This is a genomic window from Cyanobium gracile PCC 6307, from assembly GCF_000316515.1.
Lineage (GTDB): Bacteria > Cyanobacteriota > Cyanobacteriia > PCC-6307 > Cyanobiaceae > Cyanobium > Cyanobium gracile.
This window is the reverse complement of sequence record NC_019675.1, coordinates 1,110,439-1,133,740: the sequence shown is the minus strand read 5'-3', so window position 1 is coordinate 1,133,740 and position 23,302 is coordinate 1,110,439. Positions and strand designations below refer to the sequence as shown.

Sequence of the window (23,302 nt, the reverse complement as noted above, 5' to 3'; positions counted from 1 at the left end):
GAATCGTTGGCGGAACCTTATTGCCCCTGTCCCGCTTTGTCTCGTTCAGGCTTGGACACGGCCGGTGGCGAGCCAGGCGTCTGGGTGCCGCTGCGGATCCTGCGGCAGCTGGAACTTCCCTACCCGGCCTATCAAGGGCTGATCCGTTCGCTCAGGGGGCCAGCGGGGGCGGCCCCCGGCGACGATCCCCTGCTGGCGGAACTGGCCGAATCGAGTGCCGCGGCTCTGCGGGAGGCGCTCGAGGGGCGGGCCCTGGACGAGGCCCTGGTGGCGCACGATCAGCTGCTGGCCCAGGTGATCGAACTGGCGGCGGCGCGGCCGGAGGTGGCGGGTGTGCTGTGGCAGCGCTACGGCGATCTGCTGGGGCAGCTGACCGTGCAGGTGCATGGGCAGGTGATCCCCCGTGACGGGCAGACGCCGGACTTCGGGGCCGCCGACCGGGCCGGCGACGGGGCGCTCTGCCTGCGGATAGCGGAGGTTCTGGAGCGGGCGGCGCCCCACCCCTGGCCCGTGCCCGACTGGCTGCCCGTGCTGGAGCAGCAGCTGGTGCAGTACGGAGCCCTGGCCTGGCAGCACCGGATCGGGGCAGATCCGGCGGCCGCCGAGCCCTGTCTTGATCTGTTCCTGCGGCTGGCCCAGCTGCTGGATCCCCTGCCGGAGTGGGTGGAGCGGGCATGCCGCAGCGCCATGACGGCGGTGACCGAGCAGCTGCCGGCTCCGGGGGCCCTGACGGAGGCGGACCTGGGCCTGCTGATCGAGCGGGTGGGCCGCCTGCCGGTGGCGGCGGAACGGCGACCGGCCTTCGCTGCGGCCCTGCTGCGGGCCCGGTTCAGCCTGGAACTGCTGCGGCAAGGGCGAGGCACGGGTGGCCGGCCGGCGGTGGAAGGGGTGGAGGTGCTGGAGGCGGAATGGCTGGATGAAGGGGAAGCCGCCGGGGTGCGGGGGGCGCTGCCGCCGCTGCAGCTGCTGGCCTGGGGGGGAGATAAGGCGGACGGCCCGGAGGTGTTTTCGCTGGAGCCCTTTCTCGCTGGCGACGGGGAGGGGGCGGCGGCCGCCCTGGAGAGGTTTCTGGAGCCCTGGGAGGGGGGCGACAGGCCCGCCGGCCCACCGATCGCGACCTTGCTCGACAGCCTGGAATCGCGGGGGGTGCCGCTTGGCGACGGGGCGCTGATGGTGCTGCGCCGGGCGGCCCGGCTCTGGCAGGAGCGGCTGGGCGCCCAGATCGCACCCCTGCCGGCGGTGGCCTGGGGGGACGGGGGCCTGGTGGTGGAGCTGGATCCGCTGGAGCTGATGGTGCTGCGCCACGCCGGAGCGCCCGCCGAGACCCTGGAGGAGGCGCTGGCCGAGCTGCGCCGTCGTCACCACGACGGTAACTTCTGGGACGCCGCACCAGCCGATCCGTTCCCGGCCCTGCCCCAGCCCCTGGAGGCGTTGCGACGGTTCCAGCTGGAGGCCGGTTTCTACACGACGACCCATGCGCCGCTGGAGAGCCTGCGCCAGTGGGCCCGGCCGGCCCTGCAGGCCCTGCTGCAGGCGCAGGTGTGGAGTGCCGATGCGGCGACACAGGCTCTGTGGCTGCCATGGGGGCTGGAGGGCGCGCGCCCGCTGCGGGAGCCCCCCACCGCCGCCGGGTTGCTGGCCTTTCTCGGCGGTGAAGAGGTGGTGGCGGTGGGCGAAGGGATCGAGGTGCTGCAGGCCGCCCATCGGAGCGGCCGCCTGTTCAAGGGCGGGGCATTCGGCCTGCGCTGCCTGGAAGCGCCCCGGAGCCGCCACCCCCACCGGCCCGCCGCGGGCTTCGAGCACAGCCTGGAGGCCCTGGTGGCGGCGGTGGAGCAGCTGTATCGGGACCGGCCGTTCACGGTGCTGCTGGCCGATGGCGGCGCCTACCGGCTGCCTCTGGCCCAGGCGATCCACAGCCGCTTCGGGGTGCTGGCGGTGGCTGGGGCGACTCCGCTGGCAGGGTGGTTGCAAATCCCTGCCGTCGAGGGTTGCTGAAGTGACATCCGATCGGCAGCCATGGCACGCGGTGGTGGAGACACACCCGCTCGAGAGCCACGATCCGGCGGAATGGTTGCGCTATGGAGTGGCGATGAGCCAGCTGATCGAACCTTCCGGCGCAGAGAGGCAGCAGCAGCAGCAGGCGGGGCTGGCCTTTGCCCATGCCGAAGCCTTGGGGGCTTCGAAGGAGGCGGTGGCCCAGAGCCAGCGGCAGTCGACGCTGCTGAGCCTGGCCGAGGCCCTGGAGGTGGCGGGCGCCGGTGCGGCGGCGGCGGCGCTGCGGCGCGGGGCCGATTGGCCATGCTCCTACGATGACGTCATCTGATGACGTCATCCCATGCGCACCATCGTGGATCTGCCCGAGGGCGAGCGTGATCAGCTGGACGCCCTCTGTTCCCAGAGGGGCATTTCCCGGGCTCAGGCGCTCCGGGAGGCCCTGATCCTCTGGCTGGAGCGGGAGCGTCCACGCCACGCGGACGTGTTCGGACTCTGGAGCGATCGGGACCTCGACGGGGTGGCTCTGCAGCGGCGGATCCGGCAGGAGTGGGACCAGCGCTGATGGGACTGCTGCTCGACTCCAACATCCTGATCGATGTGTTGCTGGGCAGGGAGGTTGCCTTGCGGTGGATCCAGGCCCAGCCCCCCTGTTCGATCAGCGTGATCACTTGGATCGAGGTGCTGGTGGGTTGCGGACCGGGCGAAGGCGAGGCGGTGGAGGTGTGGTTGCGGGGATTCCACTTCCTGCCGCTCGATGGTGCCGTGGCCCGGGAGGCGGTGGACTGCCGTCGCGTCCTGGGGTTGAAGGTGCCGGACGCCATCATCCTGGCCACCGCCCGTTGCCATCAGTTGCGGCTGGCCACGCGCAACACCCGGGATTTTCCGGAGGAGCTGGCCGACGTGGTTGTCCCCTACACCCTCTGAAGGTCGCCGTGGCCGGCAAACGCACCCTCAACGCCCGCAACCTGGAGGCCCTGGGCGCCGCGGCGCTGGCGGAGCTGCTGATGGAGGTGTCCAGTGGCCAGGCGGTGATTCAGCGGCGGCTGCGGCTGGCGCTGGCGGCGGCGGAGGGGGCCACAGGGGCCGCCCAGGAGGTGCGCAAGCGGCTGGCGGCGATCGACCGGGCCCGGACGTTCGTCGGCTCGGCCCGGCGCCCGGCGCTGCTGAGCGATCTGGAGGCCCAGCTGCGGGCGATCACCGGGCCGATCGCGGCCGACGATCCGCGGGGGGCCTGCGAGCTGCTGCTGCGCTTCCTGGAGATTTCCGGCGGGGTGCTGGCGCGTTGCTCCGACGGCACCGGCGCGGTTCTCGGGGTGTTCGAGCGGGCCGCCGGGCAGCTGGGACCGCTGGCGCTGGCAGCCCGGCTGGCGCCGGAGGCCCTGGCGGAGCACACCGCCGAGCTGCTGCTGGAGAACGACCATGGCCAGTTCGATGGGCTTGTGCCCGCCCTGAAGGAGGCCCTGGGCGACGCCGGCCTGCAGCAGCTGGAGCGCTGCTGCCGTGAACAGGGCGCCCGCGACGGCAGCCGGCTGCTGCTGCAGATCGCCGAGACGCGGGGGGATGGCGAGGGCTACCGGGGCCAGTTCAGCGCCGCGGACCTGCGCCGGCGCCCGATCGCCGCCGGCGTCGCCCATGTCCTGCTGGCCAATGGCCGGGCCGAGCAGGCCCTGGAGATCCTGGATGGCGCCACAGCCGAGACCGCCGGTCCGCTGGATGGCGCCTGGCAGGACGGCCGCATGGCCGTTCTGGAGGCCCTGGATCGCCCCGCTGAAGCGCAGGAGATGCGCTGGCAGTGGTTTTGCAGCACCCTCCCGGTGCCCCATCTGCGCGAGGTTCTGCGGCGCCTCGACGCCTTCGAGGATGGTGAGGCGGAGGAGCGCGCCCTGCGGGTGGCCGAGCAGCACCCGAACCGCCAGCGGGGGCTGGAGTTCCTTGTGGCGTGGGGGGCCCTGGCCCAGGCCACGGCGTGGGACGGGGAGGCCGTCGCCCTTCACAGCGCCGCCGCTGAACGGCTCAGCGCCGACTACCCCTTAGCGGCCACGCTGCTGCTGCGGCCGATGGTGTGTGGGGCGCTGGAGATGGGCCGCACCAGTCGCTACCGCCAGGCCGCCGAGCACCTGGGCAGCTGCGATCTCCTCGCCGACCGCCTGGATGACTGGCAGGGCCACCCCGACCATGCCGCCTTCGTGACACGGTTGCATGGCCGCTTCGGGGGCCGGTGGGGCTTCTGGAGGCTGGTGGACCCGTGAGGCTCAGGGCATGGCGCGCCGACCCATCGACAGGAGCGTGTCGTTCCCACCATGGCTCCCGCCGGAACGTTGGAGATCCATCAGGTGGATGATGGATGCTCCTCCAGGAGTGATTCAATGGCCAGCCCAATGGATTGGGCATTGATCTCCAGCGTGGGCGCCGCATCAGAGGACTGTGGCTGCGCTTCAACATGAAGCTTCGAATATCTTTTCAGCGGAAGAAGTGCCGCTAGACGCTTGAAGCAGTCATTGTGCTTTCCAACGATGGCCAGCTCAATGAGCTCACAGGAAGGATCGGCAAAGATCAGATTGGTAAGCCCTGCACCATGAAATCCAACAATGGTTCGCGCCCTGCTGAAGATATAAATCTGTTGCAGCACGCTGTACTTTTCAGCGTCGATGACTGTGAATCCAGCCGATTCCATTTGTTCTGCCAGTTCCCACTCATTGTGGATCGCCCGTGCTCCTTTCACTCCCCTTGAAAGAAAAATCCTGTCGATCTTGACGGGCAGCCCAGACAGAACGGACTCAGGTGCGTTTCGCAGCCATGCCTTCAAGGAGGAAAGGGCCAGCGCTCTGAGCCGCTGAACGGATGAACGACAGGGATTCAAATGACTACTGGAGGTGGCCAGACAGGTGCCTGTGGCGATGGCATACTTTCTTGGAAGGGTGATGTAGTCCCCTCCGAGGACAGTCAGCCACTGGAACTGGAAGGATTTAAAGATGTGGGGAGCCAGTAAAACGAGCCGACGCTCTTCTTTCTTTTTCTTTTGATGGTCGAGCAGAAGTGCCCAGGATGCCATTCCTTGCGCAACCCAGTGGTAGTAGTTGTTGGCCCAGCGATTCACAGCGATGGCAAAGACATGCTGATCGCTATGAAGGTTCAAGCTCGACACAATATTCTGGGTCGATTGTTGCAGAGAGGCTTCGCTCGGCTTGTCCATCGTCAGAGCGGATTCCAGCGAACCGTCTGCCTGATACACGTAGGTGTCGCTGTAATACACCACGTTCCTATGGGCAGTGATGATCGGCTCGGTTGTTGCGTCCCGGGGAAGCCATGATTGCAGCTCCAAGCCACGATGGCTTTCCATCATGGAAGCAAGGCCATTGATAGCGTTCATTGGCATCAGATCACATGGGGCGCAGCCGCGCAACGATCTAGAAGAGATCTGTGTAGTACCTTCCCATCAGGCTTTTGGTGGAGCCTTGCAAGTGGAGGGAGCCCATCCAGATGCGCTGTCCTTCCTCGGTGAACACAAATGCACGCCGATCCCCATCAAAATGAACGGACTTGATCGGCATCTTTGACCGAGGCTCAATTGCCGACTGGATGCCGTGGGAGCCCAGTGTCAGGGTTCGCAGCATGTTGTCAAAGGAGAGAGAGTCGTTGTGGCCAGGAATGAAGTTCGGAATCGGATCTGAGCTGTCAATCAGAACGAAGCTGTTGGAAAATCCATGCTCTTGCTTGATCGCATAGGAATGAAATGTCATGTCGCAAATTCCGCCCAGACCACCCCTTTCGAGGTACTTAGGATACCAGGAGGTTAATGCTTTAATCACCGAACCTGTATAGACTGTCAGAACCATGTCGCAATAGTACTCCAGGTAATCCTGTTTGAACCATGCCGTTGCCGGGCACTTGAGCCCCGTCAATGCGGCGTCAGGACTGACGAGCCCGAAGCCAGACAGCATGATCGAAAGATCTTGAAGGACAAGGACATCAGATTCCACCGTAAAGGCGGACTTGATGTTCAGATGACGAAACAGGTTCCGTAGATAAAACATGCGGAGGATACTCCGCAACTCAAACTCATGGTGGTTGGTTGAGAGATGGACGTAGGAGTCCACGAACGTCGAGATGTCGTCACTGCTAAGTAAGCTTGTGGATACTGATGTGGACCGTCCGCCCGCAGTGATGGCGAAATTATCGTTGGCATCGATGTAAAGAATCTCCCTGTCGGCCGGCTGGCTTTTCTTGAGGCTTGAAATAGAAAGTGGAAGATAAATCTCATCCCACTGAGTCTTTTTGGCGCCAAGCCAGTGAGGGAGTGCAATGACGGGGTCATTCACGTGTAAACTTACACTAAATAACCATCATAACTTAACACGGCTTTTTCTTGTGTCAATCACAGTCGAGGCAGATTTAGAGGAGGCTTAAGCTCCAATGAGTGGTCATCAGTATCAGGAATGACAGTCCATGTTGGACTGATTTCATGACATACGGGTTGCCTGGTGATGCATGGGCCCTCAGCCGAAGCAGGTGAGGGTTCTGCTGGCCTTGAAGAATCGCTGTCCCAGGTCCTGCATGGCTTGCCGCTGAACGGAGGAAGTGGCGCGCAAGCGCGCATCAAGTTGCGGAAGCGCTCCTTCAGCATGCTCCATCACGGCTTGCCCCCAGTCCATCCCGGGCAAACCCATGCGCTCAAGGCTTGGGAACTCATAGCGATCACTCAAGACCACTGGAATTGAGCCAATGCCCAGTGATTCCCACAGTCTGAGGGTGTTTGGTCCGGAGCCGGCAGGGCACAAGGAGAAAAGCGACTGTGAGAGTAACTGATTATAGTTCTTGATGGACTCTTTCTCCACAGCATCTTTATCGGACTGCTTGTTGGCAATCTGAAAGTTATAGACAACTTTGTTGAAGTGCCATAGGTCCGTCACTTCCACCTCGTACCCTTCCAAGGGGGCCAGGGTGGTTAGTTGTTTCCTGATATCCGTTGGGTAGTGCTTCATGTGGGCACCCTTGAAAGAAGCAAAGATCGTTTTCTCCTGAACCGGAAGAAGCTCGAGTCCGTCGCGTCTTTCGGGATCCAGAATATTGACCGCGTAGAGAGGCCAGGACTGCAGGCTCAAGCCAAGCTCCTGGTCCCAACCCTTTTCTTTGTGGGCAATCCATAAATGATTGACCCCGGCCTGCTCAAAGCGATGCGTATGCTCCTTCCAGCGAATGTGCTGACAGACACTGTGCACCTGCAGCGGCTGGCCGAGCAGCTCTCGCACCGCCTCCAGGCGGCTGTGAACAGCACCCAGCAGTTGCTCGGGAAATGTCTTCTTGTCGATCCAGGTGGCCCAGGGCATGCCTAGGTAGACGTGGACGCCAGTTCGGTCACGGTAGGGAGCAGGGAGTCGTTGATGACGTTCAAAAGCATCTTGCTCCGTCCGGCAGGGGTACTGCCAGAAATTCAACTGTGAGGGAAACAGCTTCTCCGAGGCGTATTGGTTGGGCTTCCACTCCAGAACCGGTGAAGCGAAGCCATGCAAGAAGGCCTCGCTCAGGGAATCGCTGTCCCACTCAGAATCCTTGGGCTCACAAAACGTGAGCGCTGACGGCCAGAAGCGGTCAATCAATGCAATTCGACCCTCGCGACCCCTCAGCGAAAAGCGACTGTTGTATTGGTGGACCACTGGCCAGTGGAGGCCATCCATGGTCTTGACGAGTTCCAGTCTCCTGTCTTGAAGTTGAAGCCGTAAGGGGAGCGTCTCCTGGCTGATGATGGTCATGGGCTGAGCCGCTTGCTCAGGCTGCTCTGGTGACTTCTCGGCAAAGACGATGAGTTCGACAACATGGGAGTGATCGAGGCTGTCGATGGCTGGTTGAGCGGTGGATGTCAAGCGAAGCCTCAGCTGCACCCAGTCCTCCTGAAGCACCCTGTCATCGATGAAAAGTCTTCGTCCATCGCCCCTTACTTCGGCGGTCGGCTTGACGGCTAGTGGCTTCCAGTCTCCCTCGCGATGCGTCCGACCTTCCAGTTCCAGCCGGAAAGGTCCGGGAACGGTGCGGGGCAACCTGAGCTGCAGACCGTTGACCCGCCGTTCACCTTCCAACTCCAGAACAGCCCCCGGTGGCGTTGTCAGCTCCTGCAAGGGCCGCGTCGAGGCATGGTCGCTGCGGTGACAGCCCAAGGGCGGATTGGCCCATGCCAAGCCGGTGCTCTTGTGATGCTCTTTGAAGATCTCTGCCAGCCCAACATCCTTGGCCAGGAGTTGGTGAACGCCACGATCAACTGACTGCTGATTGATCAGAACGCCTGGGCAGGGGTCGCTTGCCCGTGTCCAGATTGTGTGCTCCAGTTCGGATGGCTCATGGAGAGAAAGAGTAGGATGAACATAACTGGTTCCCCCGTAGAGTCGATCGGAGTTCTTGTCGTAATCCCTTCTTGTTTCAGCTTGATGGTGTAAGGTCTCGATGTGATGGCATGGATTTTTGACCGTCAGGCCATAGCTCCACAGCACATAGGCGATTCGATTGTCACAACCGGGAAATCCAATGGGGAAATCGGCGGCATAGAGCAGGCTGTTGGGGATGGGCGCGTCACTGCGCAGAGCCCAGGTGTCCTGTGTCCAGTGAGGGAAGCGATTCAGCCGTGCGGGTCTCCCCAAGGGGTCAGGGTTGTAACGGCTGAGCGTGACGACACTCTCCGGAGTATCCAGGACTGTTTCGATATGGTCCCACCCCTGGCCAAGGGCGATGTCCGAGTTGATCAGAATGCCGATGGCATCGGGTTGATCCTTCAGCATCCGCATCCAGCTCGCATAGGTGAGTCGGTTGGCATCCTCCAGGAGCTGGACCGGCATTCGCGCAGGGCCAGGTAGATCCGGTGCGTCGGGTTCATGCAACACCACGACCATGTCCAGTTGGGGATGCTGCAGATTGCTGCGCAGGCAATGATCGAGCTCGGCCTGGCGATCAGGCGTTTTAGCGCGGTAGTACTGCGTGTAGAGAACTTTGCGCATCATCGGAACGGGCGCGGGTGGCTGGCCGCAGCAGGATGGCCCCCCGATGCCATGCCTGGAGGCAGGGTGGGACTACGCCTGTGGGGTGCCATCGTCGCCGTCATGGATCTCTGCCAATTCAGAACAGAACAGGACAAGCAACCTCTTCCAGGCTGGTCATCGGGTTGGTGGCATCTGCGGGGATGGTGCCTGCTCCGGAAAGCCGGCTCCCGGTCGTTTTCCGACCGCCGTCTTCAGGCCGCCGCGAGATGGAAGGGCTCCTGTTGCCCATCAGCGTGCTGTGAGCGTGGCTGCCCATCTTCCCGTGGCTGACCATCTGCCAGACCATTCCGCGGCCATGTCCGGTGATGCCGTTTTCAAGCCTGCATCCCTCCATCTGGTCATGTTATGGACGAGTGCGGTTGGCATCTGGTGAGTTGGCTGTGCAGCCACTGAACACTGGCTGTGGTCTGCCTGAGGGAGTGCAGGTGCCTCGGGCCAGCCCCTGCCGGTGCCGTTGTGTTCAGCTGGGGAGCTCGGGTCCTGGCCTCGCCGGTGGTCCTGGAGGTGTCTCACTTTCCATCCAGGCGGCGACAGCGTCGGCGAATTCCCTCGCCAGGATCTGTCGCCCATAGGTTGTCACCCCGGTGGGTTCCCCGGGGTTCCGGCCGGGAGCCTGGTCGAGGCAAGCCGCCAGGCCCTCCAGCCAGCCGCCATCGTTGCCGCTGCGCCAGCTCAGGCCCAGGTCCCTGGCCTCCCGCTCCATCCAGCCCCCCGCGCGCCCCAGCACCGCCGCCGGTCGGCCGCTCAGGAGCCGGGCGGCACCGTAGCACCACAGCAGGCCTGAACTGCGCTGCCGGTAGAGGGTCGGGTCGTAGGCGAGCAGGGCTGCGTCACAGCCCGCCAGCAGCCCCTGCATTGCCCCCGCCTCCACCCGTCCGCTCAGCCACTGGAATCCGCTGATCCGCTCCCGGGCCCGCTCCAGGCTGGTGCGCTCCGCCTCGGGCAGCGGCTCCTGGCTGTGCAGGTGGAACACCCACTCCGCCTCCGCCAGCGCCGCCGGCCGGGGCACCCCCCCCAGCAGGGCCTGCACCACCTCCAGCGCTTCCTGGCGGCCCTTGCCCGGCTTGAGGTCGCCCCAGTGGAGCAGGATCCGGGGCCGGCCCCCCGCCGCCGGTGGGGGCGGCACGGGCCGGCCAGCCCCGACCACGGCCGGATGGAGGCCGGCGCAGCTCAGGCCCGCCGCCGCCAGCAAGGGCGCGTAGAGCTCCAGGCTCTGCTGGCTCGGCAGCAGGAGCCGCAGCCGATGACCGCCCTGCGCCACCGCCCGGGCCAGGGCGCCCAGGGCCACCCGGCAGTTGCTGGTGGCGTCCGCCTCCCCCCCCGGACCCTCCAGGGTTTCCCCCGGGGCGAACATCAGACTCACCACCACGGCGGCCGCCGGGCAGTGGCACAACGCCCGGGCCAGTCCCAGCAGCTGGAACGGCAGCGCCGTGTGCAGCACCCAGCCGCCCACGGGCCCCTGCTCGGCCAGCGCCGTGCGCAGCTGGTTCTCCATCCGTCGGGCCAGGTGCACCGTGCCGCCCAGATCGGCCCAGTGGCGCGGGTCCACATAGCCGCAGTCGCGGAACACCCCCCGGCATCCGGCGGCCGGCACCGCCGCATCGGCCCAGCACTCCACCGGCCAGCCCCGGGCCCCCAGGGCCACCAGCAGCCGGGCGTTCACATCGCCGTGGTGCCCCACATCGCTGGCGTAGGCCGGATCCACGATCACCACCCGGCCGGTTCGCTCCATCCGCTCCGCTTCGATGTCAGCGGCTGCCAACCGCCGCACAATGGTGCCAGTGTTCCCCAGGCAGTGACCCGAAACGGCTGGCCCACGGCATCGGAACTCCTCCAGGAGCTCGCCGGCGATCCCCCGCCGGAGCCGTCCCTGCAGGCCGACCAGCTGCGCTGGCTGGGTCGCTATGGCCTGGCGGAGGAGCTGGAGGCACGGATCGGGCGGTTGCGGTGTTCCCCCCACTGGGGAGCACCGCTGGCGCTCGAGGCGAGCCTGGCCTGGTGGCTTGCCGGGGACGGCCAGCGGGCCGACCTGGCCGTCCTGGAGGCCGATGATCTGGATCCCTCCCTGGGCCTGGCCCCCGACCCGTGGGGCCTCTGGCCCAGGGCCGGCGGGGCGAAGGTCCCCACCCCCGTGGAGCAGCGGGCCGATGCCGCGGCCCTGGCCGCCCGGATCCGTCGCTGGCGCTGGCTGGAGCCCGCCGCCCTCGCCGAGGACTGGCGGCAGGGGGCCCAGGTCGACTGGACGATGGCCCTCTCCAGCCCGGGGCTGGATGAACTGGTCCTGCTGCTCCGCCATGGGCCAGCCGTGGAGCCACCCATCGAGACCTTCCTGGCCGAACTGGTGGGCGATGGGCCGATCGCGGACCGTCCCGATCAGGCCTTTCAGTTCTGGGCCCTGCTCACCGACATCCGACCGGACTGGTCGCACGCCCGCCTCAGGGCCGCCGATCTCGCCCTGGGTCGGGGGGACCGGCAGCGCTGCGCCAGCTGGATCGCCACCGCCTCCCCCGACATCCAGCGCAGTCCCTGGTACTGGGACATCGCCGCCCGCCTGGCCCTTGAAGCCGGCGCCATCAGTCCAGCCCTCGACCACTGGGGTCAGGCCCTGGCGGTGGCGCCCCCTGAGCTGGCCGAGGTGTTCCGCCAGCGGCGCCGCGAGGCCCGGCGGGGCCCCGGCCTGCTCCAGGCCCGCGCCCTGCTGGAGGGCGGCGAGACGGGGGCGGCCCTGGCCTTGCTGCAGCGGCTGTTGGTCGACGATCCCCAATGGCAGCCCCTGCGCGCCCTGCTGCAGCGGGCCGAAGCCGCCGCCGCCCCTGCCGGCGCAGCCGCGGCGGTGGTCCACCAGCCCCCCCAGCGCTTCGGCCAGTTCCTGGAGCAGGCCGCCGCCCGCATCGGACTCCCCCTCCCTCCGGCAGGCCCCCGGGGCCCAGCCCCGGAGCCCGAGGCGGCTCGCCAGCGGCTGGAGGCTTTTTCGCGGACACTCAGCGATGCCGAGGCCCGCTTCGCCCTGGGGGCCTGAAGGCCGGCCGTCAGCCTCCGACGGCTTCGATCCGTTCCAGCAGGGCGGCGATCAGCACCTCTGCCCGCCGTTCCTCCTGCTGGTGCTGCTCCAGCAGCTTCACCTGTTCCTGCTGCGCCAGGATCGAAACCTCCAGTTGCTCCTGCACCTGCTGCAGTTGCAGCAGATTCAGTTCGGCTTCATCCCGGGCCTCTTCAAGCTGGCCCTGGAGGCTGGCGATCTCGGCGGCCAGAGCCTGGGGGTCTGCTGTGGGGGCAGGGGTTTCACTCATCGAAACGAGCTTAGGTGGCCTTTTCGGTGGCGTCGAGTCACCGCCGCGCTGACGGCCCCGATGGCTCCCCCTAGCGTTCCTGGGTGGTCTGCCCCGGCGCCGTGCCCCTGGCCTCCCCGATCCTTGATCAGCGCACCTACCGCCACCAGGCCGCCTTCCAGAAGGATTTCGCGGCGCAGTGGCCTGATCTGGAACGGCAGGTGCGCACCAGCCTGCGCCTGATGGCCCTCAACGGCATCCGGGACCCCCTTACCGATGCCCCCATCGCCGCCGCCGATCTCCAGGTGGTGGGCCCTAACTTCCGCGAAAGCCTGCAGCACGATGGCCTGGTGTCCCGGCAACGGGCCGTGCTGCTGCTGCTGCGCCAGCTGATCGAAGCCGGCCAGCTGCCGCTGCTGGAATCCCTGCGGTTGTACTGCCCGGAAGCCATCACCCTGTTCGCCCAGCGCCTGCGGGGCCTGGTGGCCCACTACCAGGGCAGCGAATACCTGCCGGATCCCCAGGATCCCCGCCGCCAGCAGGTGCACCACGACGATCTCTGCACTCTCAGCTTTGCCGACGCCAGCTTCGATGCGGTGATCTGCAACGAGATCCTCGAGCACGTCTACGACCTGCCGGCCGCCCTGCGGTCAATGCGGCGCGTGCTCGTGCCCGGTGGTGCCCTTCTCGGCACGGTGCCCTTCGCCTACGGCCAGGCGGCGTCCACGGTGAAGGCCGTGCACCGGGGCCGGGGGCAGGAGCCCCAGCTGCTCTCGGAGCCCGAATTCCACGGCGACCCGGTGCAGCCGGGGCAGGGATCCCTGGTGTATCGCATCCCCGGCTGGGAGTTCCTCGATCAGCTGCGCGAGGCCGGCTTCGAGGATCCCCGCATCGAAGCCATCCATTCCCCCACCTACGGCATCCTCGGCGCCGAGATCCCCTGGATCCTGGTGTTCATGGCCCAGCGTCCGCCGGATCCACCACCTGCAGGCTGAACGGCGGTGCCACTGACGCCCCTGATTCTCGGCGGGTTCGGTGGTTCCACGCTTGAGGTTTCACCGGCTCCTAAGGAGCATGAGGTGTCACCGAGAGAACGCGATGGCATGAAAGTCCGCGAGGTCATCAAGCACCTGGAGCAGGCAGGCTGGCTCCTGGTGGCAACTCGCGGCAGCCACCGTCAGTTCAAGCACCCCGATCGGGCTGGTCGCGTTACGGTTGCCGGAAAACCTGGCGACGATCTAGCCCCAGGAACCCTGAAGAGCATCGCCAGACAATCCAGACTCCCGCTGCCATGAGCCAACCCTTTGCCGTCGTGATCGAGCAGGCCGGAGCCGGTTTCTCGGCCTACGTGCCTGACTTGCCGGGCTGTGTGGCCACCGGAGAATCCCAGCAGCAGGTGCTCAAGCACATCCAGGAGGCCATTGCCTTTCACCTCGAGGGGCTGGCTGCCGACGCCCAGCCGCTGCCAACCCAACGCACTCGTGTGGCAACGGTGATGGTGTAGGCGGCCTCCAGGTCTCACCCCACGACGTCCAGGCTGAACGGCGGCACCAGCGACGCCCCGGCCCAGGTGGCTGTCGTCTCCTCGCTGCTCCACACCAGCAGCTCCACCAGGTCGCCGATCCGCTCGCCGCCGCTGTCCGCCCCACCGGCCACCAGCGGCACCTCCTGGGGCTTCAGGGGCTCCGCCGTCCAGCGCTGCTCCAGGGCTGGCTGGCCCAGGTCCAGCGGCGGCCCGTCCACCGCCAGCGGCAGCACCCGCAGCCGCGCCTCGCCGGCGATCGCCAGCGACACCCGAAGCTCCGATCCGGCCGCCATCAGGGCATAGAGCGGCACCCCCGGCACCAGCCGGCCGTTGAGGTTTCGGTGCGGCAGCCCCTGGTTGAACGGTGCACAGGCCTCCTCCGCCAGGTGCAGGATCGCGTCCGGCACCTGCGGCGCCTCGGCCCGCCGGAACCGCTGCTGGTCGGGGAAGCCGATCGCATCGGCCATCGCCCGCCCGTACACCTCCGCCTGGGCCTGGGCGTCGAAGTTCCCCTGGGAGAAGAACTGCCGAGCCGCCTGGAAGCTGCCCTCCAGGCCCCGCTCGCCGTGCAGGTGGAAATAGAGGCAGTTGTAGAAGCCGAACTTGATGCTGGCCCCGTAGGCGCTGCGCACGGTGGTGAGGTGGGCGCCGCCGCAGAGGGCCTCCGGCAGGAAGTCATCGGAGGCCACCGCCGCCTGCTCTACCCCCACCAGCCAGAGGTAGTCGAGGTGGTGCTCGGCTGAGATCGCCTCGCGCTTGAAGGCGAACGGTTTGCGGGCCACCAGCGGGCTTCCCGCCTTGCCGCACACCAGATTCAGGTAGGTGAAATTGACGCAGTCAAAGCTGGCCACCACCGCGCCGCTGGCCCAGAAGCGCTCCACCGCCGCCCGATCCAGCAGCAGCAACTCATCGGCATCCACCGACAGCACCACATCGCCGCCGGCCAGCCCGTAGCCGTGGATCCGCTTCTCCCGCTCGCCGGCGAACACGCCGTGGTGGTAGTGGATCGGCACCCCCAGCCGCCGGCCCAGCAGGGCGCACAGGCCCGCCGCCCGCGGGCTCGGCTGCTCCAGATCCCTTCCTACCAGAGGCTCGAGCAGCTCGCGGGTGAACTGGAACGGCCCGTCGTTCACCACGATCTCATCCACCCAGGCGAGCCGCTCCACCACCCTCTCGATGAAGTCGAAGTCCTCGAAGAACTGGATCACCACAGAGACGCTGGCCATCGCCTCAGCTCCGCCTCCAGATGCGGCTGCCGACGTGCAGCCCATCCACCTGCCAGGGCAGCAGCAGCCCTTCGATCGCCGCCTTGGAGGGAGGGTGACTCACGAAAGGGACAGCCAATGGAGGTCGTTGAACTGGTTGAAAGCGCGATCGAAACTCACCAACCGCCAGCCGTTCGCCATGGCCAGGGCTGCCAGGTAGGCATCGGTGCAGTGCTTCGAAGGCAGCTGATGGCCGCAGACGAGCGCGTAGAAGATGTCCCAGGCGCTCTGCTCAGGCTCGGCAATGGACACCCCCGGTTGGGCGCAGAGGCTTTGCAGCAGAGCAGCAGCTTCAGCAGAACTCTTCACGGCGGATCCCATCAGCTTGGGCTGGCTCACCAGCCGCACGAGACCCACGGCCGTGACGCTGCAGAACAGAACCCGTTCGGCGGCCTCGGTTTCCCAGTAGTGGATCGCCTTGGTGTGATGGACGTGGCCCGCTGAGGTCATCGCCAGCCAGACATTGAGATCGGGAAGATCCGTCTGGCTGGTCATGGCTCCATCAGGCTGAACAGCCCTGAATTGCTCAACTGTTCGTCTGGAATGGGCAAGGACCCCTCCAATCTGGGCAGCGTTGCGCCCGATCGTGGGGGGCGCTGGGCTGGGGGTTCTCCATCCAGCCCCTGCTCCACGTAGGCGCGCAACAGTTGCTTGAGCGTGAGGCGTCGGCTGGCGGCATGGGCCTTCAGGCGCGCAAACAGCGGATCGGGTAACTCCAGAGTGGTGCGCATGGGTGCCGCTCCTGGGGATGCGCATATTAGTGCGCATCAGGGTCCGTCGCCATCGCCTCAGCTCCGCACCCAGTCGGTCACGCCGCCCGGGCGGTCGATCAGCTCGATGCCCTCGGCGGCCAGTTCGGCCCGGATGCGGTCGGCGGTGGCGAAATCGCGGGCGGCCTTGGCGGTCCGGCGCTCCTCGATCCGCTGCTGGATCACTGTTTCCGCCGCCTCCGCCTCGGCCGAAGTGCCCTCCGCCGCGCTTCTCGGCGCCTCCGCCTCCAATCCCAGCACCCCGGCCAGCTCCGTGAGCAGCCGCCAGCGGGTTTCCAGCGCCGCCGCCTCCCAGGCGGCCTCGGCTTCTGTCCCACCCCGCTCCAGGCGGTTGGCCAGGGCCCGCAACGGCCGGGCCAGCTCGAACAGCACCGCCAGGGCCGCTGAGGTGTTGAGGTCGTCGTCCATGGCGGCAGCGAAGCGCCCCCGGGCCCCCGCCAGCTCCTCGCCGATCTCGGCGGGGCTCGCCACAGCGCTCTCAGCGGCGGGCGCAGTGCCCCAGCCCAGGGCCGCCCCGTGGCGTGCCCCCAGGGCCAGGGCGGCGTCCAGCCCCCTCCAGCCGGTGGCGGCCGCCGCCAGGGCCTCGGCGGTGAAGTCCAGCGGCTTGCGGTAGTGGGCCTGGAGCACGAACAGCCGCAGGGTCATCGGGCTGACGCCGCTCTCCAGCAGGGCGCGGATCGTGGTGAAGTTGCCCAGCGACTTGGACATCTTCTCGCCGCCGACGTTGACCATGCCGTTGTGCAGCCAGAAGCGGGCCAGGGGCTGGCCGCTGGCCGCCTCCGACTGGGCGATCTCGTTCTCGTGGTGGGGAAAGATCAGATCGGCGCCGCCCAGATGGATGTCGATCGTGGTGCCCAGCTCCTCGCGCACCATCGCCGAGCATTCGATGTGCCAGCCCGGCCGGCCGGCGCCCCAGGGGGAGGGGAAGCTGGGTTCGCCCGCCTTGGCCCCCTTCCAGAGCGCGAAGTCGAAGGGGTGGCGCTTGCGGGCCTCCTCCGCCTCGCGGGTGCGGCCGCTGGCGCCCTCCTGCTGCTCCTCCAGGGAGCGGCCGCTGAGCTTGCCGTAGTCGGCCTGGCGCATCACGGCGAAATACACATCGCCATCGGCGGAATAGGCCGCCCCCTTGGCCTCCAGTTCACCGATCAGCCGCCGGATCGCGTCCAGGCTGCGGGTGGCCCGGGGCATCCGGTCGGGGGGAAGGATGTGCAGGGCGGCCATGTCCGCCTCGAAGGCGGCGATGTTGCGTTCGCTCACCACCTCCATGGAGCTGCCCTCCTCCTCGGCCCGCTTCAGGATCTTGTCGTCGATGTCGGTGAAGTTCTGCACGAAGGTGACGGCGTAGCCGCTCCACAGCAGATACCGCCGCAGGACGTCCCAGACGATGTAGCTGCGGGCGTGGCCCAGGTGGCAGAGGTCGTAGACCGTGACGCCGCAGCAGTAGATCGACACCTGACCGGGAACCAGCGGCTCGAACGGCTCGCAGCGGCGGCTGAGGGTGTTGGTGAGCCGCAGGGTCAATGGCCCGCTCCCGCCGCCTGGCCCAGGCGGCCGCCGCCGTAGCCGGCCCGGCTGCGCACGTTGGTGCACCAGTCGTCGTGCTCCAGGTACCACTGCACCGTTTCCCTGAGGCCCTGCTGGAAGTCGTGGCGGGGCTGCCAGCCCAGTTCGGTGCTGATCCGCTCAGGGTCGATGGCGTAGCGCCGGTCGTGGCCCGGCCGGTCGGCCACCGGGGTGATCAGGCCGGCGTGGGGGGCACCGTCGGGCCGCAGCTCGTCGAGCAGGCCGCAGATGGCCTGCACCACTTCCTTGTTGGTGCGCTCGCCATGGCCACCGACGCAGTAGCTGCGGCCCACCTCGCCGCTGGTGGCGGCCAGCAGCAGGGCCTCCACGTGGTCCTCCACGTAGAGCCAGTCGCGCACGTTGGCCCCGTCGCCGTAGAGGGGAATCGGCTCGCCGGCGGCGGCCTTGAGGATCACCACCGGGATCAGCTTCTCGGGGAACTGCCAGGGCCCGTAGTTGTTGCTGCAGTTGGTCAGCACCACCGGCAGCCCGAAGGTGTGGTGCCAGGCCTGGACCAGGTGGTCGCTGCCCGCCTTGCTGGCCGAGTAGGGGCTGCGTGGGTCGTAGGGGGTGGTCTCGGAGAACCGTCCCGTGGCCCCCAGGGAGCCGAACACCTCATCGGTGCTGATGTGGTGGAAGCGGAACAGCTCCCGCCGCTCCGCCGGCAGCCCCTCCCAGTGGGCCCGCACCGCCTGCAGCAGGTGGTAGGTGCCCATCACGTTGCTGACCAGGAAGGCGCCCGGGTCGTCGATCGAGCGGTCGACGTGGCTTTCGGCGGCCAGGTGCAGCACCAGATCCGGATCGGCCTGGCGCACCGCGGCGGCGGTGGCCTCCCCATCGGCCAGGTCCACCTGCAGCAGCCGGTGCCGCGGCCCGTCGGCCCGCTCCGCCTCCGCCCCCAGTGCCGCCACGGTGTTGACGATGCCCAGCAGGTCGCTGGCATAGCCCATCTTGTCGAGGTTGAACACCGTCGCGGTGCTGTCCCGCAGCAGCCGCCGCACCAGCGCCCCGCCGATGAAGCCCGCGCCGCCGGTCACCAGGATGCGGCGACGCCCCGCGAGCAGCAGCGGCAGGTCGAGGGAGGGGTAGGGGTCCATCGGGATGGGGCGAGACGGGGTCAGGGGTGTTCAGGCCTGGGGCAGGGGAATCCGCGCCAGCACCTCGGCGAGGGCGGCCTGCCAGTGTTGCCCCTCCAGATCCAGGGCACGCCGGGTGGTGGTGGCATCCAGCAGGGAATAGGAGGGGCGACGGGCCGGGGTGGGGTAGTCGGCGGTGGTGATCGGCCGCACCCGGGCCGGGGCGTGGATCAGCCCCCGCGCCGCCGCCAGCAGACCGATGGACACGGCGAAGTCGTACCAGCTGGCGGCGCCGCAGTCGCTCCAGTGGTGGTGCCCGCTCACCCCCCGCTCGATCACCCGCCAGCAGGCCTCCGCCAGGCCGGCGGTGGCCGTGGGGCAGCCCACCTGGTCGGCCACCACCCCCAGGGGCTCGCCGGCGGCTGCCTTCGCCCGGTGCAGCCGCAGCATGGTGAGGCAGAAATTGGCCCCCACCGGCCCGTAGACCCAGCTGGTGCGCAGCAGGCAGAGACGATCGGCGCCCAGGGCCGCCGCCGCCCGCCGCTCCCCCTCGGCCTTGGTGGCGCCGTAGACCCCCAGGGGGGCCAGGGCCTGATCCGGGGCGTAGGGATGGCCCTGCTCCCCGTCAAAGACGAAATCGGTGCTCACCTGCAGCAGTCGCCCGCCGGTCTCGGCCAGGGCCTCGGCGAAGGCCCCGGGGGCACCGGCGTTGACCGCCTCGGCCAGCTCCGGTTCCGCTTCGGCCCGATCCACTGCCGTGTAGGCCCCCGCATTCAGCACCCAGTCGGGCCGGTGCTGCGCCACGGCGGCCCGGCAGGCGGTCGGATCGGCGAGATCCAGCTCCTCCCGGCCCGTTGCGATCAGGTCGATGCCGGCAGGCGCGCTGGCCAGCAGGGCCTGTCCGAGCTGGCCGTGGCGGCCGGTCAGCAGCACCCGCACCGGTTGGGGCATCGATGGCGGAGGCAAAGCTCGCGCGCAGCCTACCTTCGTGCGGCTATTTCGCCTCCATCCAGTTGGGGCCGACGCCGGTGTCCACCGCCAGGGGCACCAGCAGCTGCACTGCCTGCTCCATGGTGCGGCGGGTGAGCTCCCGCACCTCCTCGAGCGCCTCCGGGGCCGCCTCCAGCACCAGTTCGTCGTGCACCTGCAGCAGCAGCCGGGCCGGCAGGCCCGCCGCCGTCAGCGCCTGCTGCAGGCCCACCATGGCCAGCTTGATGATGTCGGCGCTGGAGCCCTGGATCGGGGCGTTGGCGGCGGCCCGCAGTTGCTGGGCCTCCATCCCGCCACGGCGGGCCACCTCCAGGTCGATCTCCAGCGGATCCCGGCCCAGCAGCCGGCCCAGGCCGCCGGGATCGAACTGGAACGGCCGCCGCCGCCCCAGGATCGTCTCCACGTAGCCGCGGCTGAGGGCCAGCCGCTCCTGCAGCTCCAGGTACAGGAACACCTTCGGGTAGCGCTGCTTGTAGAGACTCAGGAACTCCTTGGCCCGGGCCTGGCCCATGCCGGTTTCGCGGGCCAGCCGCTGGGCCCCCATGCCGTAGATCACCCCGAAGTTGATCGTCTTGCCCAGACGCCGCTCCTCCGGTGTCACCGTGTCGGTCTCGAGCAGCAGCCGGGCGGTGAGGGCATGGACGTCATCGCCTTCGTTGTAGGCCTTCACCAGCACCGGCTCTCCGGAGAGGTGGGTGAGGATGCGCAGCTCGATCTGGGAGTAGTCGGCGCTGATCATCTGCCAGCCCTCCTGGGGCAGGAAGGCCTTGCGGATGCGGCGGCTGAACTCGGTGCGGATGGGGATGTTCTGCAGGTTGGGGTTGCTGCTCGACAGCCGCCCGGTGGCGGTCACCGCCTGGTTGAAATCGGTGTGCACCCGCCCGGTCTCCGGTTCCACCAGGGCCGGCAGGGCCTCCACGTAGGTGCTGAGCAGCTTGCTGAGGGTGCGGTGCTCCAGCACCAGCTTCACCACCGGATGGTCGTCCTCCAGCTTCTCCAGCACCGCCGCATCGGTGCTCCAGCCGGTCTTGGTGCGGCGCGACTTCTTGCGGTCGAGCCCCAGGGTGTCGAACAGCAGCTCCCCGAGCTGCTTGGGGGAGGCCAGGTTGAAGTCCACCCCCGCCGCCGCCTGGGCCTCCTGCTCCAGCCGGGTCAGGGTGGTGCTGAGCTCCTCGGCCAGCTCCCTGAGGTAGGGCACGTCGATGCGGATGCCGGTGGCCTCCATCTGGGCCAGCACCGGCTCCAGGGGCAGCTCCACCTGCTGGAGCAGCAGGGGCAACTGGGGCCCCATCGCCGCCAGCTGCTCGCTCAGCACGGCGCCAAGGCGGCGGGTGAGGTGCACGTCCATGGCGCAGTAGAGCGCCGCGGCCCCGATCGGCACGTCGGCGAAGTTCTGACCCTTGGCCACCAGATCGCCGTAGGTGGTCGGCTGGAGGCCGAACTCCCGCGCCGCCATCGCCTCCAGGCCATGCTTGGCATTGGCATCCCGCAGGTAGTCCGCCAGCAGGGTGTCCATCACCACACCGGCCAGGGGCAGCCCATGGCGCAGCAGGATCAGGCGGTCGTACTTGGCGTTCTGGAGCGCCTTGGGGTGCGCGGCGCTGGCCAGCCAGGGCCCCAGGGCCAGCAGCACCGCATCGAGGGGCAGCTGCTCCGGCGCCGCTGGCGCCGCGCTGAGCAGGTCGGCGGCGGGCGGGCTGTGGTGGCCGATGGGCACGTAAGCAAGGTCCGCCAGGCCCTCCCCCCAGCAGAGGCCGATCCCCACCAGCTCGGCCTTGAAGGGATTGAGCGAGGTGGTCTCGGTGTCGAGGGCCACCGGCGCCGCCGGATCGGTGCAGGCCATCAGCCGCTCGATCAGGGCGGCCAGGGCCTCGGGGGTGGTGACCAGCTGCGGTCGCAGCTCGGGCAGGGCCGGCAGGCCCCCCTCGGGGGCGGGTTCGGCCTCGGCTTCGGCGCTGGCGGCTTCGGTGGCGGTGGCTTCGGTGGCGGTGGCAGCGGGCTTTGCGGCGGCGGGGGAGGCTGCCGGCTCCGGGTGGTCGGCGGAGAACAGGCGGGCGAAGCCGTCCACCTGCTTCACCAGGCTGTACAGCTCCAGCTCCTTGAGGCACTCCCCCAGGGCCTGGGGGTCCACCCGCCCCAGGGCCAGGCGCGGCTCCTCGGGCAGGGGAATCTGCACCAGGATCTCCGCCAGCATCCGGGAGCGGAAGGCGTTCTCCCGGTCGGTCTCCAGCTTGGTCTTCAGGGCCCCCTTCTGCTGGTCGAGGGCGGCGTAGATGCCGTCCAGGTCGCCGTGGGCCTTGAGCAGGGTGAGGGCGGTCTTGGGACCCACCCCCTTGACCCCGGGGATGTTGTCGGAGCTGTCGCCGGTGAGGGCCTTGAGGTCCACCACCCCCGCGGGCGGCACCCCCAGCTTCTCGATCACCTGGGCGCGGCGGATCTCCGTCGGGCCGCTGTTCTTCGCGTAGGGGCCGCCGCCCATGTAGAGCACGGCGATGTCGCGCTCGTCGTCCACCAGCTGGAACAGGTCGCGGTCGCCGGAGAGGATCCGCACCCGCCAGCCCTCGCCCGCCGCCCGGTTGGCCAGGGTGCCGAGCACGTCGTCGGCCTCGTAGCCGGGTGCCATCGACAGGGGCAGGTCGAGGCAGTCCCTGAGGATGCCCTGCAGGTTGGCCAGATCGGCGAAGAAGTGCTCCGGCGCCTCTTCCCGGTGGGCCTTGTAGGCGGCGTCCGCCTCGTGGCGGAAGGTGGGTTCGGCGGTGTCGAAGGCGATCACCACCCCCTGGGGTGCCAGTCCCTTGCAGTTGTCGAGCAGGGCCTTGAGGAAGCCGTAGGTGACGCTGGTGGGCACCCCCTCCTTGGTGCTCAGTCCCCCCTCGCCGCCTTTGGCGAAGGCGTAGAAGCTGCGGAACGCCAGGGAGTGGCCGTCCACCAGCAGCAACAGGGGCTTGTCCCGCTCCATGGCCGTTTCCGGGATCCGTCCGCCGTCCGCCACAGCCTGCCATCCGGCGGCCCGGAAGCGCCGTGAAGGCCACCGGCCGGGCCGCCTTCAGCCGCTGTGGCCACTACCGCTGGTGGCTGGAGCGCGTCTGGGAGCCCCAGGGCAGCCGGCTGCTGTTCATCGGCCTGAATCCCTCCCGCGCCGACCATCGCCACGACGACCCCACCCTGCGGCGGCTGGTGGCCTTCGCCGCCGGCTGGGGCTACGGCGGCCTGGAGGTGCTGAACCTCTTCGCCCGCATCAGCCCCCGCCCCTCCGCCCTGGCCCTCGCCGCCGATCCGGTGGGCGCCGCCAACCCGTCCTGGATCCGGCGCAGGGTGCGGGCGGCCCAGCGGCCCCGTGGGCCTGCCGGTGCCGCCGCGCCGCTGCCGCTGATCTGGCTGGGCTGGGGCAACGGCGGCCGCCGCTCGGGTCAGGACGAACGGGTGCTGGAGCTGCTGGCCCCCCACCGTCACCGGCTGGTGTGTCTCGGCCTCACCGCCTCCGGTGCCCCGCTCCATCCCCTCTACCGGCCGGCCGCAAGCCTGTTGCGGCCGTATGGGGCATCCTGTGGGCAGTCCGACGCCGCCGTCCGCGCCCCATGGCCCGCACCCCCCGCCGCTACGCCATCCACCTGTTCCTGATCGGCGGCCACCACCAGGAGGTGCACTTCAACACCCTGGAGGATTTCCAGAACTGGTACGGCGGCGTGCTGAACGCGGCGACCCTCGACACCTTCGTGAACGTGCCGATCAGCGACCTGACCAGCGAGTTCCTCGTGCTGCGGGCCGGCAGTGTCCAGGCGATCCGGGTGGAGCCGATCTACGGCGCCCTCGACGACTGAGGCTCA

23 protein-coding genes are annotated in these 23,302 nt (G+C 68.1%); 11 read left to right on the top strand and 12 right to left on the bottom strand.

From position 1 onward, the window contains the following. Window positions 1–51 precede the first annotated feature (51 nt). Genes CYAGR_RS17720 through CYAGR_RS05355 form a run of 5 tightly spaced genes read left to right on the top strand, consistent with a single transcriptional unit; the run spans window position 52 to window position 4,244 of the window. The gene (locus tag CYAGR_RS17720; RefSeq protein ID WP_043325462.1) at window positions 52–1,995 is read left to right on the top strand and encodes a hypothetical protein; all 1,944 of its coding nucleotides are present in this window, start codon (window positions 52–54) and stop codon (window positions 1,993–1,995) included. A gap of 34 nt (window positions 1,996–2,029) precedes the next feature. Next, window positions 2,030–2,323 carry a hypothetical protein gene (locus CYAGR_RS05370; protein WP_156818391.1) on the top strand — a complete coding sequence of 98 codons (294 nt, stop codon included), beginning with the start codon at window positions 2,030–2,032 and terminating at the stop codon, window positions 2,321–2,323. A gap of 12 nt (window positions 2,324–2,335) precedes the next feature. Continuing rightward, window positions 2,336–2,557 (top strand): ribbon-helix-helix domain-containing protein, encoded by a 222-nt coding sequence (locus CYAGR_RS05365; protein WP_015108768.1) that lies wholly within the window; start codon window positions 2,336–2,338, stop codon window positions 2,555–2,557. Next, entirely contained in the window at window positions 2,542–2,919 is a 378-nt protein-coding gene (locus CYAGR_RS05360; RefSeq protein WP_245552617.1) for a type II toxin-antitoxin system VapC family toxin, read from the top strand. The genes CYAGR_RS05365 and CYAGR_RS05360 overlap by 16 nt, the downstream gene beginning before the upstream one ends. A gap of 8 nt (window positions 2,920–2,927) precedes the next feature. Continuing rightward, entirely contained in the window at window positions 2,928–4,244 is a 1,317-nt protein-coding gene (locus CYAGR_RS05355) for a DUF6880 family protein (RefSeq protein ID WP_015108766.1), read from the top strand. 80 nt (window positions 4,245–4,324) lie between these two features. Here CYAGR_RS05355 and CYAGR_RS16915 read toward each other — a convergent pair whose 3' ends face one another. From CYAGR_RS16915 to CYAGR_RS18170, 4 genes are all read right to left on the bottom strand, one after another. Further along, the gene (locus CYAGR_RS16915) at window positions 4,325–5,371 is read right to left on the bottom strand and encodes a glycosyltransferase family 61 protein (RefSeq protein WP_083891349.1); all 1,047 of its coding nucleotides are present in this window, start codon (window positions 5,369–5,371) and stop codon (window positions 4,325–4,327) included. Window positions 5,372–5,402: 31 nt separating this feature from the next. Next, window positions 5,403–6,314 (bottom strand): hypothetical protein, encoded by a 912-nt coding sequence (locus CYAGR_RS05350; RefSeq protein ID WP_015108764.1) that lies wholly within the window; start codon window positions 6,312–6,314, stop codon window positions 5,403–5,405. A 177-nt stretch (window positions 6,315–6,491) separates the two neighbouring features. Then, a complete protein-coding gene (locus tag CYAGR_RS17715; protein ID WP_172637149.1) occupies window positions 6,492–8,978 on the bottom strand; it encodes an exostosin domain-containing protein in 2,487 nt (828 codons plus the stop codon). A gap of 502 nt (window positions 8,979–9,480) precedes the next feature. Continuing rightward, the gene (locus CYAGR_RS18170; RefSeq protein WP_156818390.1) at window positions 9,481–10,782 is read right to left on the bottom strand and encodes a hypothetical protein; all 1,302 of its coding nucleotides are present in this window, start codon (window positions 10,780–10,782) and stop codon (window positions 9,481–9,483) included. A 33-nt stretch (window positions 10,783–10,815) separates the two neighbouring features. On the opposite strand from CYAGR_RS18170, the gene CYAGR_RS05330 reads away from it, so the two are divergent. Then, the gene (locus CYAGR_RS05330) at window positions 10,816–12,039 is read left to right on the top strand and encodes a hypothetical protein (protein WP_015108761.1); all 1,224 of its coding nucleotides are present in this window, start codon (window positions 10,816–10,818) and stop codon (window positions 12,037–12,039) included. A 10-nt stretch (window positions 12,040–12,049) separates the two neighbouring features. On the opposite strand, the gene CYAGR_RS05325 is transcribed toward CYAGR_RS05330, so the two are convergent. Next, a complete protein-coding gene (locus tag CYAGR_RS05325; RefSeq protein ID WP_015108760.1) occupies window positions 12,050–12,310 on the bottom strand; it encodes a hypothetical protein in 261 nt (86 codons plus the stop codon). 101 nt (window positions 12,311–12,411) lie between these two features. Between CYAGR_RS05325 and CYAGR_RS16345 the strand changes: the two genes are divergently transcribed. The 3 genes from CYAGR_RS16345 to CYAGR_RS05315 all read left to right on the top strand — a co-directional run bounded on the left by CYAGR_RS16345 (window position 12,412) and on the right by CYAGR_RS05315 (window position 13,793). Further along, window positions 12,412–13,284, top strand: a complete 873-nt coding sequence (locus CYAGR_RS16345) for a class I SAM-dependent methyltransferase (RefSeq protein WP_281104608.1) — start codon at window positions 12,412–12,414, stop codon at window positions 13,282–13,284. Between the two features lie 108 nt (window positions 13,285–13,392). Continuing rightward, window positions 13,393–13,584, top strand: coding sequence for a type II toxin-antitoxin system HicA family toxin (locus CYAGR_RS16910; RefSeq protein ID WP_071881552.1), 192 nt, complete (start codon window positions 13,393–13,395; stop codon window positions 13,582–13,584). Beyond that, window positions 13,581–13,793: a type II toxin-antitoxin system HicB family antitoxin gene (locus CYAGR_RS05315; RefSeq protein ID WP_015108758.1), complete on the top strand. Its 213-nt coding sequence runs from the start codon at window positions 13,581–13,583 to the stop codon at window positions 13,791–13,793. The genes CYAGR_RS16910 and CYAGR_RS05315 overlap by 4 nt, the downstream gene beginning before the upstream one ends. 14 nt (window positions 13,794–13,807) lie before the next feature. On the opposite strand, the gene CYAGR_RS05310 is transcribed toward CYAGR_RS05315, so the two are convergent. From CYAGR_RS05310 to polA, 7 genes are all read right to left on the bottom strand, one after another. Next, window positions 13,808–15,040 (bottom strand): hypothetical protein, encoded by a 1,233-nt coding sequence (locus CYAGR_RS05310; protein ID WP_015108757.1) that lies wholly within the window; start codon window positions 15,038–15,040, stop codon window positions 13,808–13,810. A 99-nt stretch (window positions 15,041–15,139) separates the two neighbouring features. Further along, on the bottom strand, window positions 15,140–15,574 hold the full coding sequence (locus tag CYAGR_RS05305) for a TA system VapC family ribonuclease toxin (RefSeq protein WP_015108756.1): 435 nt from the start codon (window positions 15,572–15,574) through the stop codon (window positions 15,140–15,142). Beyond that, a complete protein-coding gene (locus tag CYAGR_RS16905; protein WP_015108755.1) occupies window positions 15,571–15,810 on the bottom strand; it encodes a hypothetical protein in 240 nt (79 codons plus the stop codon). Before CYAGR_RS16905 ends, CYAGR_RS05305 begins: the two co-directional genes overlap by 4 nt. A 57-nt stretch (window positions 15,811–15,867) precedes the next feature. Beyond that, window positions 15,868–17,367 carry a cysteine--tRNA ligase gene (gene cysS / locus CYAGR_RS05300; protein ID WP_015108754.1) on the bottom strand — a complete coding sequence of 500 codons (1,500 nt, stop codon included), beginning with the start codon at window positions 17,365–17,367 and terminating at the stop codon, window positions 15,868–15,870. Beyond that, window positions 17,364–18,506 carry a dTDP-glucose 4,6-dehydratase gene (gene rfbB, locus CYAGR_RS05295; protein WP_015108753.1) on the bottom strand — a complete coding sequence of 381 codons (1,143 nt, stop codon included), beginning with the start codon at window positions 18,504–18,506 and terminating at the stop codon, window positions 17,364–17,366. Before rfbB ends, cysS begins: the two co-directional genes overlap by 4 nt. A 30-nt stretch (window positions 18,507–18,536) precedes the next feature. Further along, entirely contained in the window at window positions 18,537–19,436 is a 900-nt protein-coding gene (rfbD, locus tag CYAGR_RS05290; RefSeq protein ID WP_015108752.1) for a dTDP-4-dehydrorhamnose reductase, read from the bottom strand. A 43-nt stretch (window positions 19,437–19,479) separates the two neighbouring features. Continuing rightward, the gene (gene polA, locus CYAGR_RS05285; protein ID WP_015108751.1) at window positions 19,480–22,434 is read right to left on the bottom strand and encodes a DNA polymerase I; all 2,955 of its coding nucleotides are present in this window, start codon (window positions 22,432–22,434) and stop codon (window positions 19,480–19,482) included. A gap of 62 nt (window positions 22,435–22,496) precedes the next feature. On the opposite strand from polA, the gene CYAGR_RS05280 reads away from it, so the two are divergent. Together CYAGR_RS05280 and CYAGR_RS05275 are read left to right on the top strand one after the other, a co-directional pair. After that, on the top strand, window positions 22,497–23,096 hold the full coding sequence (locus tag CYAGR_RS05280) for a DUF1643 domain-containing protein (RefSeq protein WP_015108750.1): 600 nt from the start codon (window positions 22,497–22,499) through the stop codon (window positions 23,094–23,096). Further along, complete coding sequence (locus CYAGR_RS05275) at window positions 23,054–23,296, top strand: hypothetical protein (protein WP_015108749.1); 243 nt, start codon at window positions 23,054–23,056, stop codon at window positions 23,294–23,296. Before CYAGR_RS05280 ends, CYAGR_RS05275 begins: the two co-directional genes overlap by 43 nt. The last annotated feature ends 6 nt before the right edge of the window (window positions 23,297–23,302 follow it).

Excerpts from the sequence above, each read along its gene's own strand:
- CYAGR_RS05365 (WP_015108768.1), top strand. The coding sequence starts at position 2,336 with ATGCGCACCATCGTGGATCTGCCCGAGGGCGAGCGTGATCAGCTGGAC.
- CYAGR_RS16915 (WP_083891349.1), bottom strand. The coding sequence starts at position 5,371 with ATGCCAATGAACGCTATCAATGGCCTTGCTTCCATGATGGAAAGCCAT.
- CYAGR_RS17715 (WP_172637149.1), bottom strand. The coding sequence starts at position 8,978 with ATGCGCAAAGTTCTCTACACGCAGTACTACCGCGCTAAAACGCCTGAT.
- CYAGR_RS05325 (WP_015108760.1), bottom strand. The coding sequence starts at position 12,310 with ATGAGTGAAACCCCTGCCCCCACAGCAGACCCCCAGGCTCTGGCCGCC.
- CYAGR_RS16910 (WP_071881552.1), top strand. The coding sequence starts at position 13,393 with ATGAAAGTCCGCGAGGTCATCAAGCACCTGGAGCAGGCAGGCTGGCTC.
- CYAGR_RS05315 (WP_015108758.1), top strand. The coding sequence starts at position 13,581 with ATGAGCCAACCCTTTGCCGTCGTGATCGAGCAGGCCGGAGCCGGTTTC.
- CYAGR_RS05310 (WP_015108757.1), bottom strand. The coding sequence starts at position 15,040 with ATGGCCAGCGTCTCTGTGGTGATCCAGTTCTTCGAGGACTTCGACTTC.
- CYAGR_RS05305 (WP_015108756.1), bottom strand. The coding sequence starts at position 15,574 with ATGACCAGCCAGACGGATCTTCCCGATCTCAATGTCTGGCTGGCGATG.
- CYAGR_RS16905 (WP_015108755.1), bottom strand. The coding sequence starts at position 15,810 with ATGCGCACCACTCTGGAGTTACCCGATCCGCTGTTTGCGCGCCTGAAG.
- rfbB (WP_015108753.1), bottom strand. The coding sequence starts at position 18,506 with ATGGACCCCTACCCCTCCCTCGACCTGCCGCTGCTGCTCGCGGGGCGT.
- rfbD (WP_015108752.1), bottom strand. The coding sequence starts at position 19,436 with ATGCCCCAACCGGTGCGGGTGCTGCTGACCGGCCGCCACGGCCAGCTC.
- polA (WP_015108751.1), bottom strand. The coding sequence starts at position 22,434 with ATGGAGCGGGACAAGCCCCTGTTGCTGCTGGTGGACGGCCACTCCCTG.
- CYAGR_RS05275 (WP_015108749.1), top strand. The coding sequence starts at position 23,054 with ATGGCCCGCACCCCCCGCCGCTACGCCATCCACCTGTTCCTGATCGGC.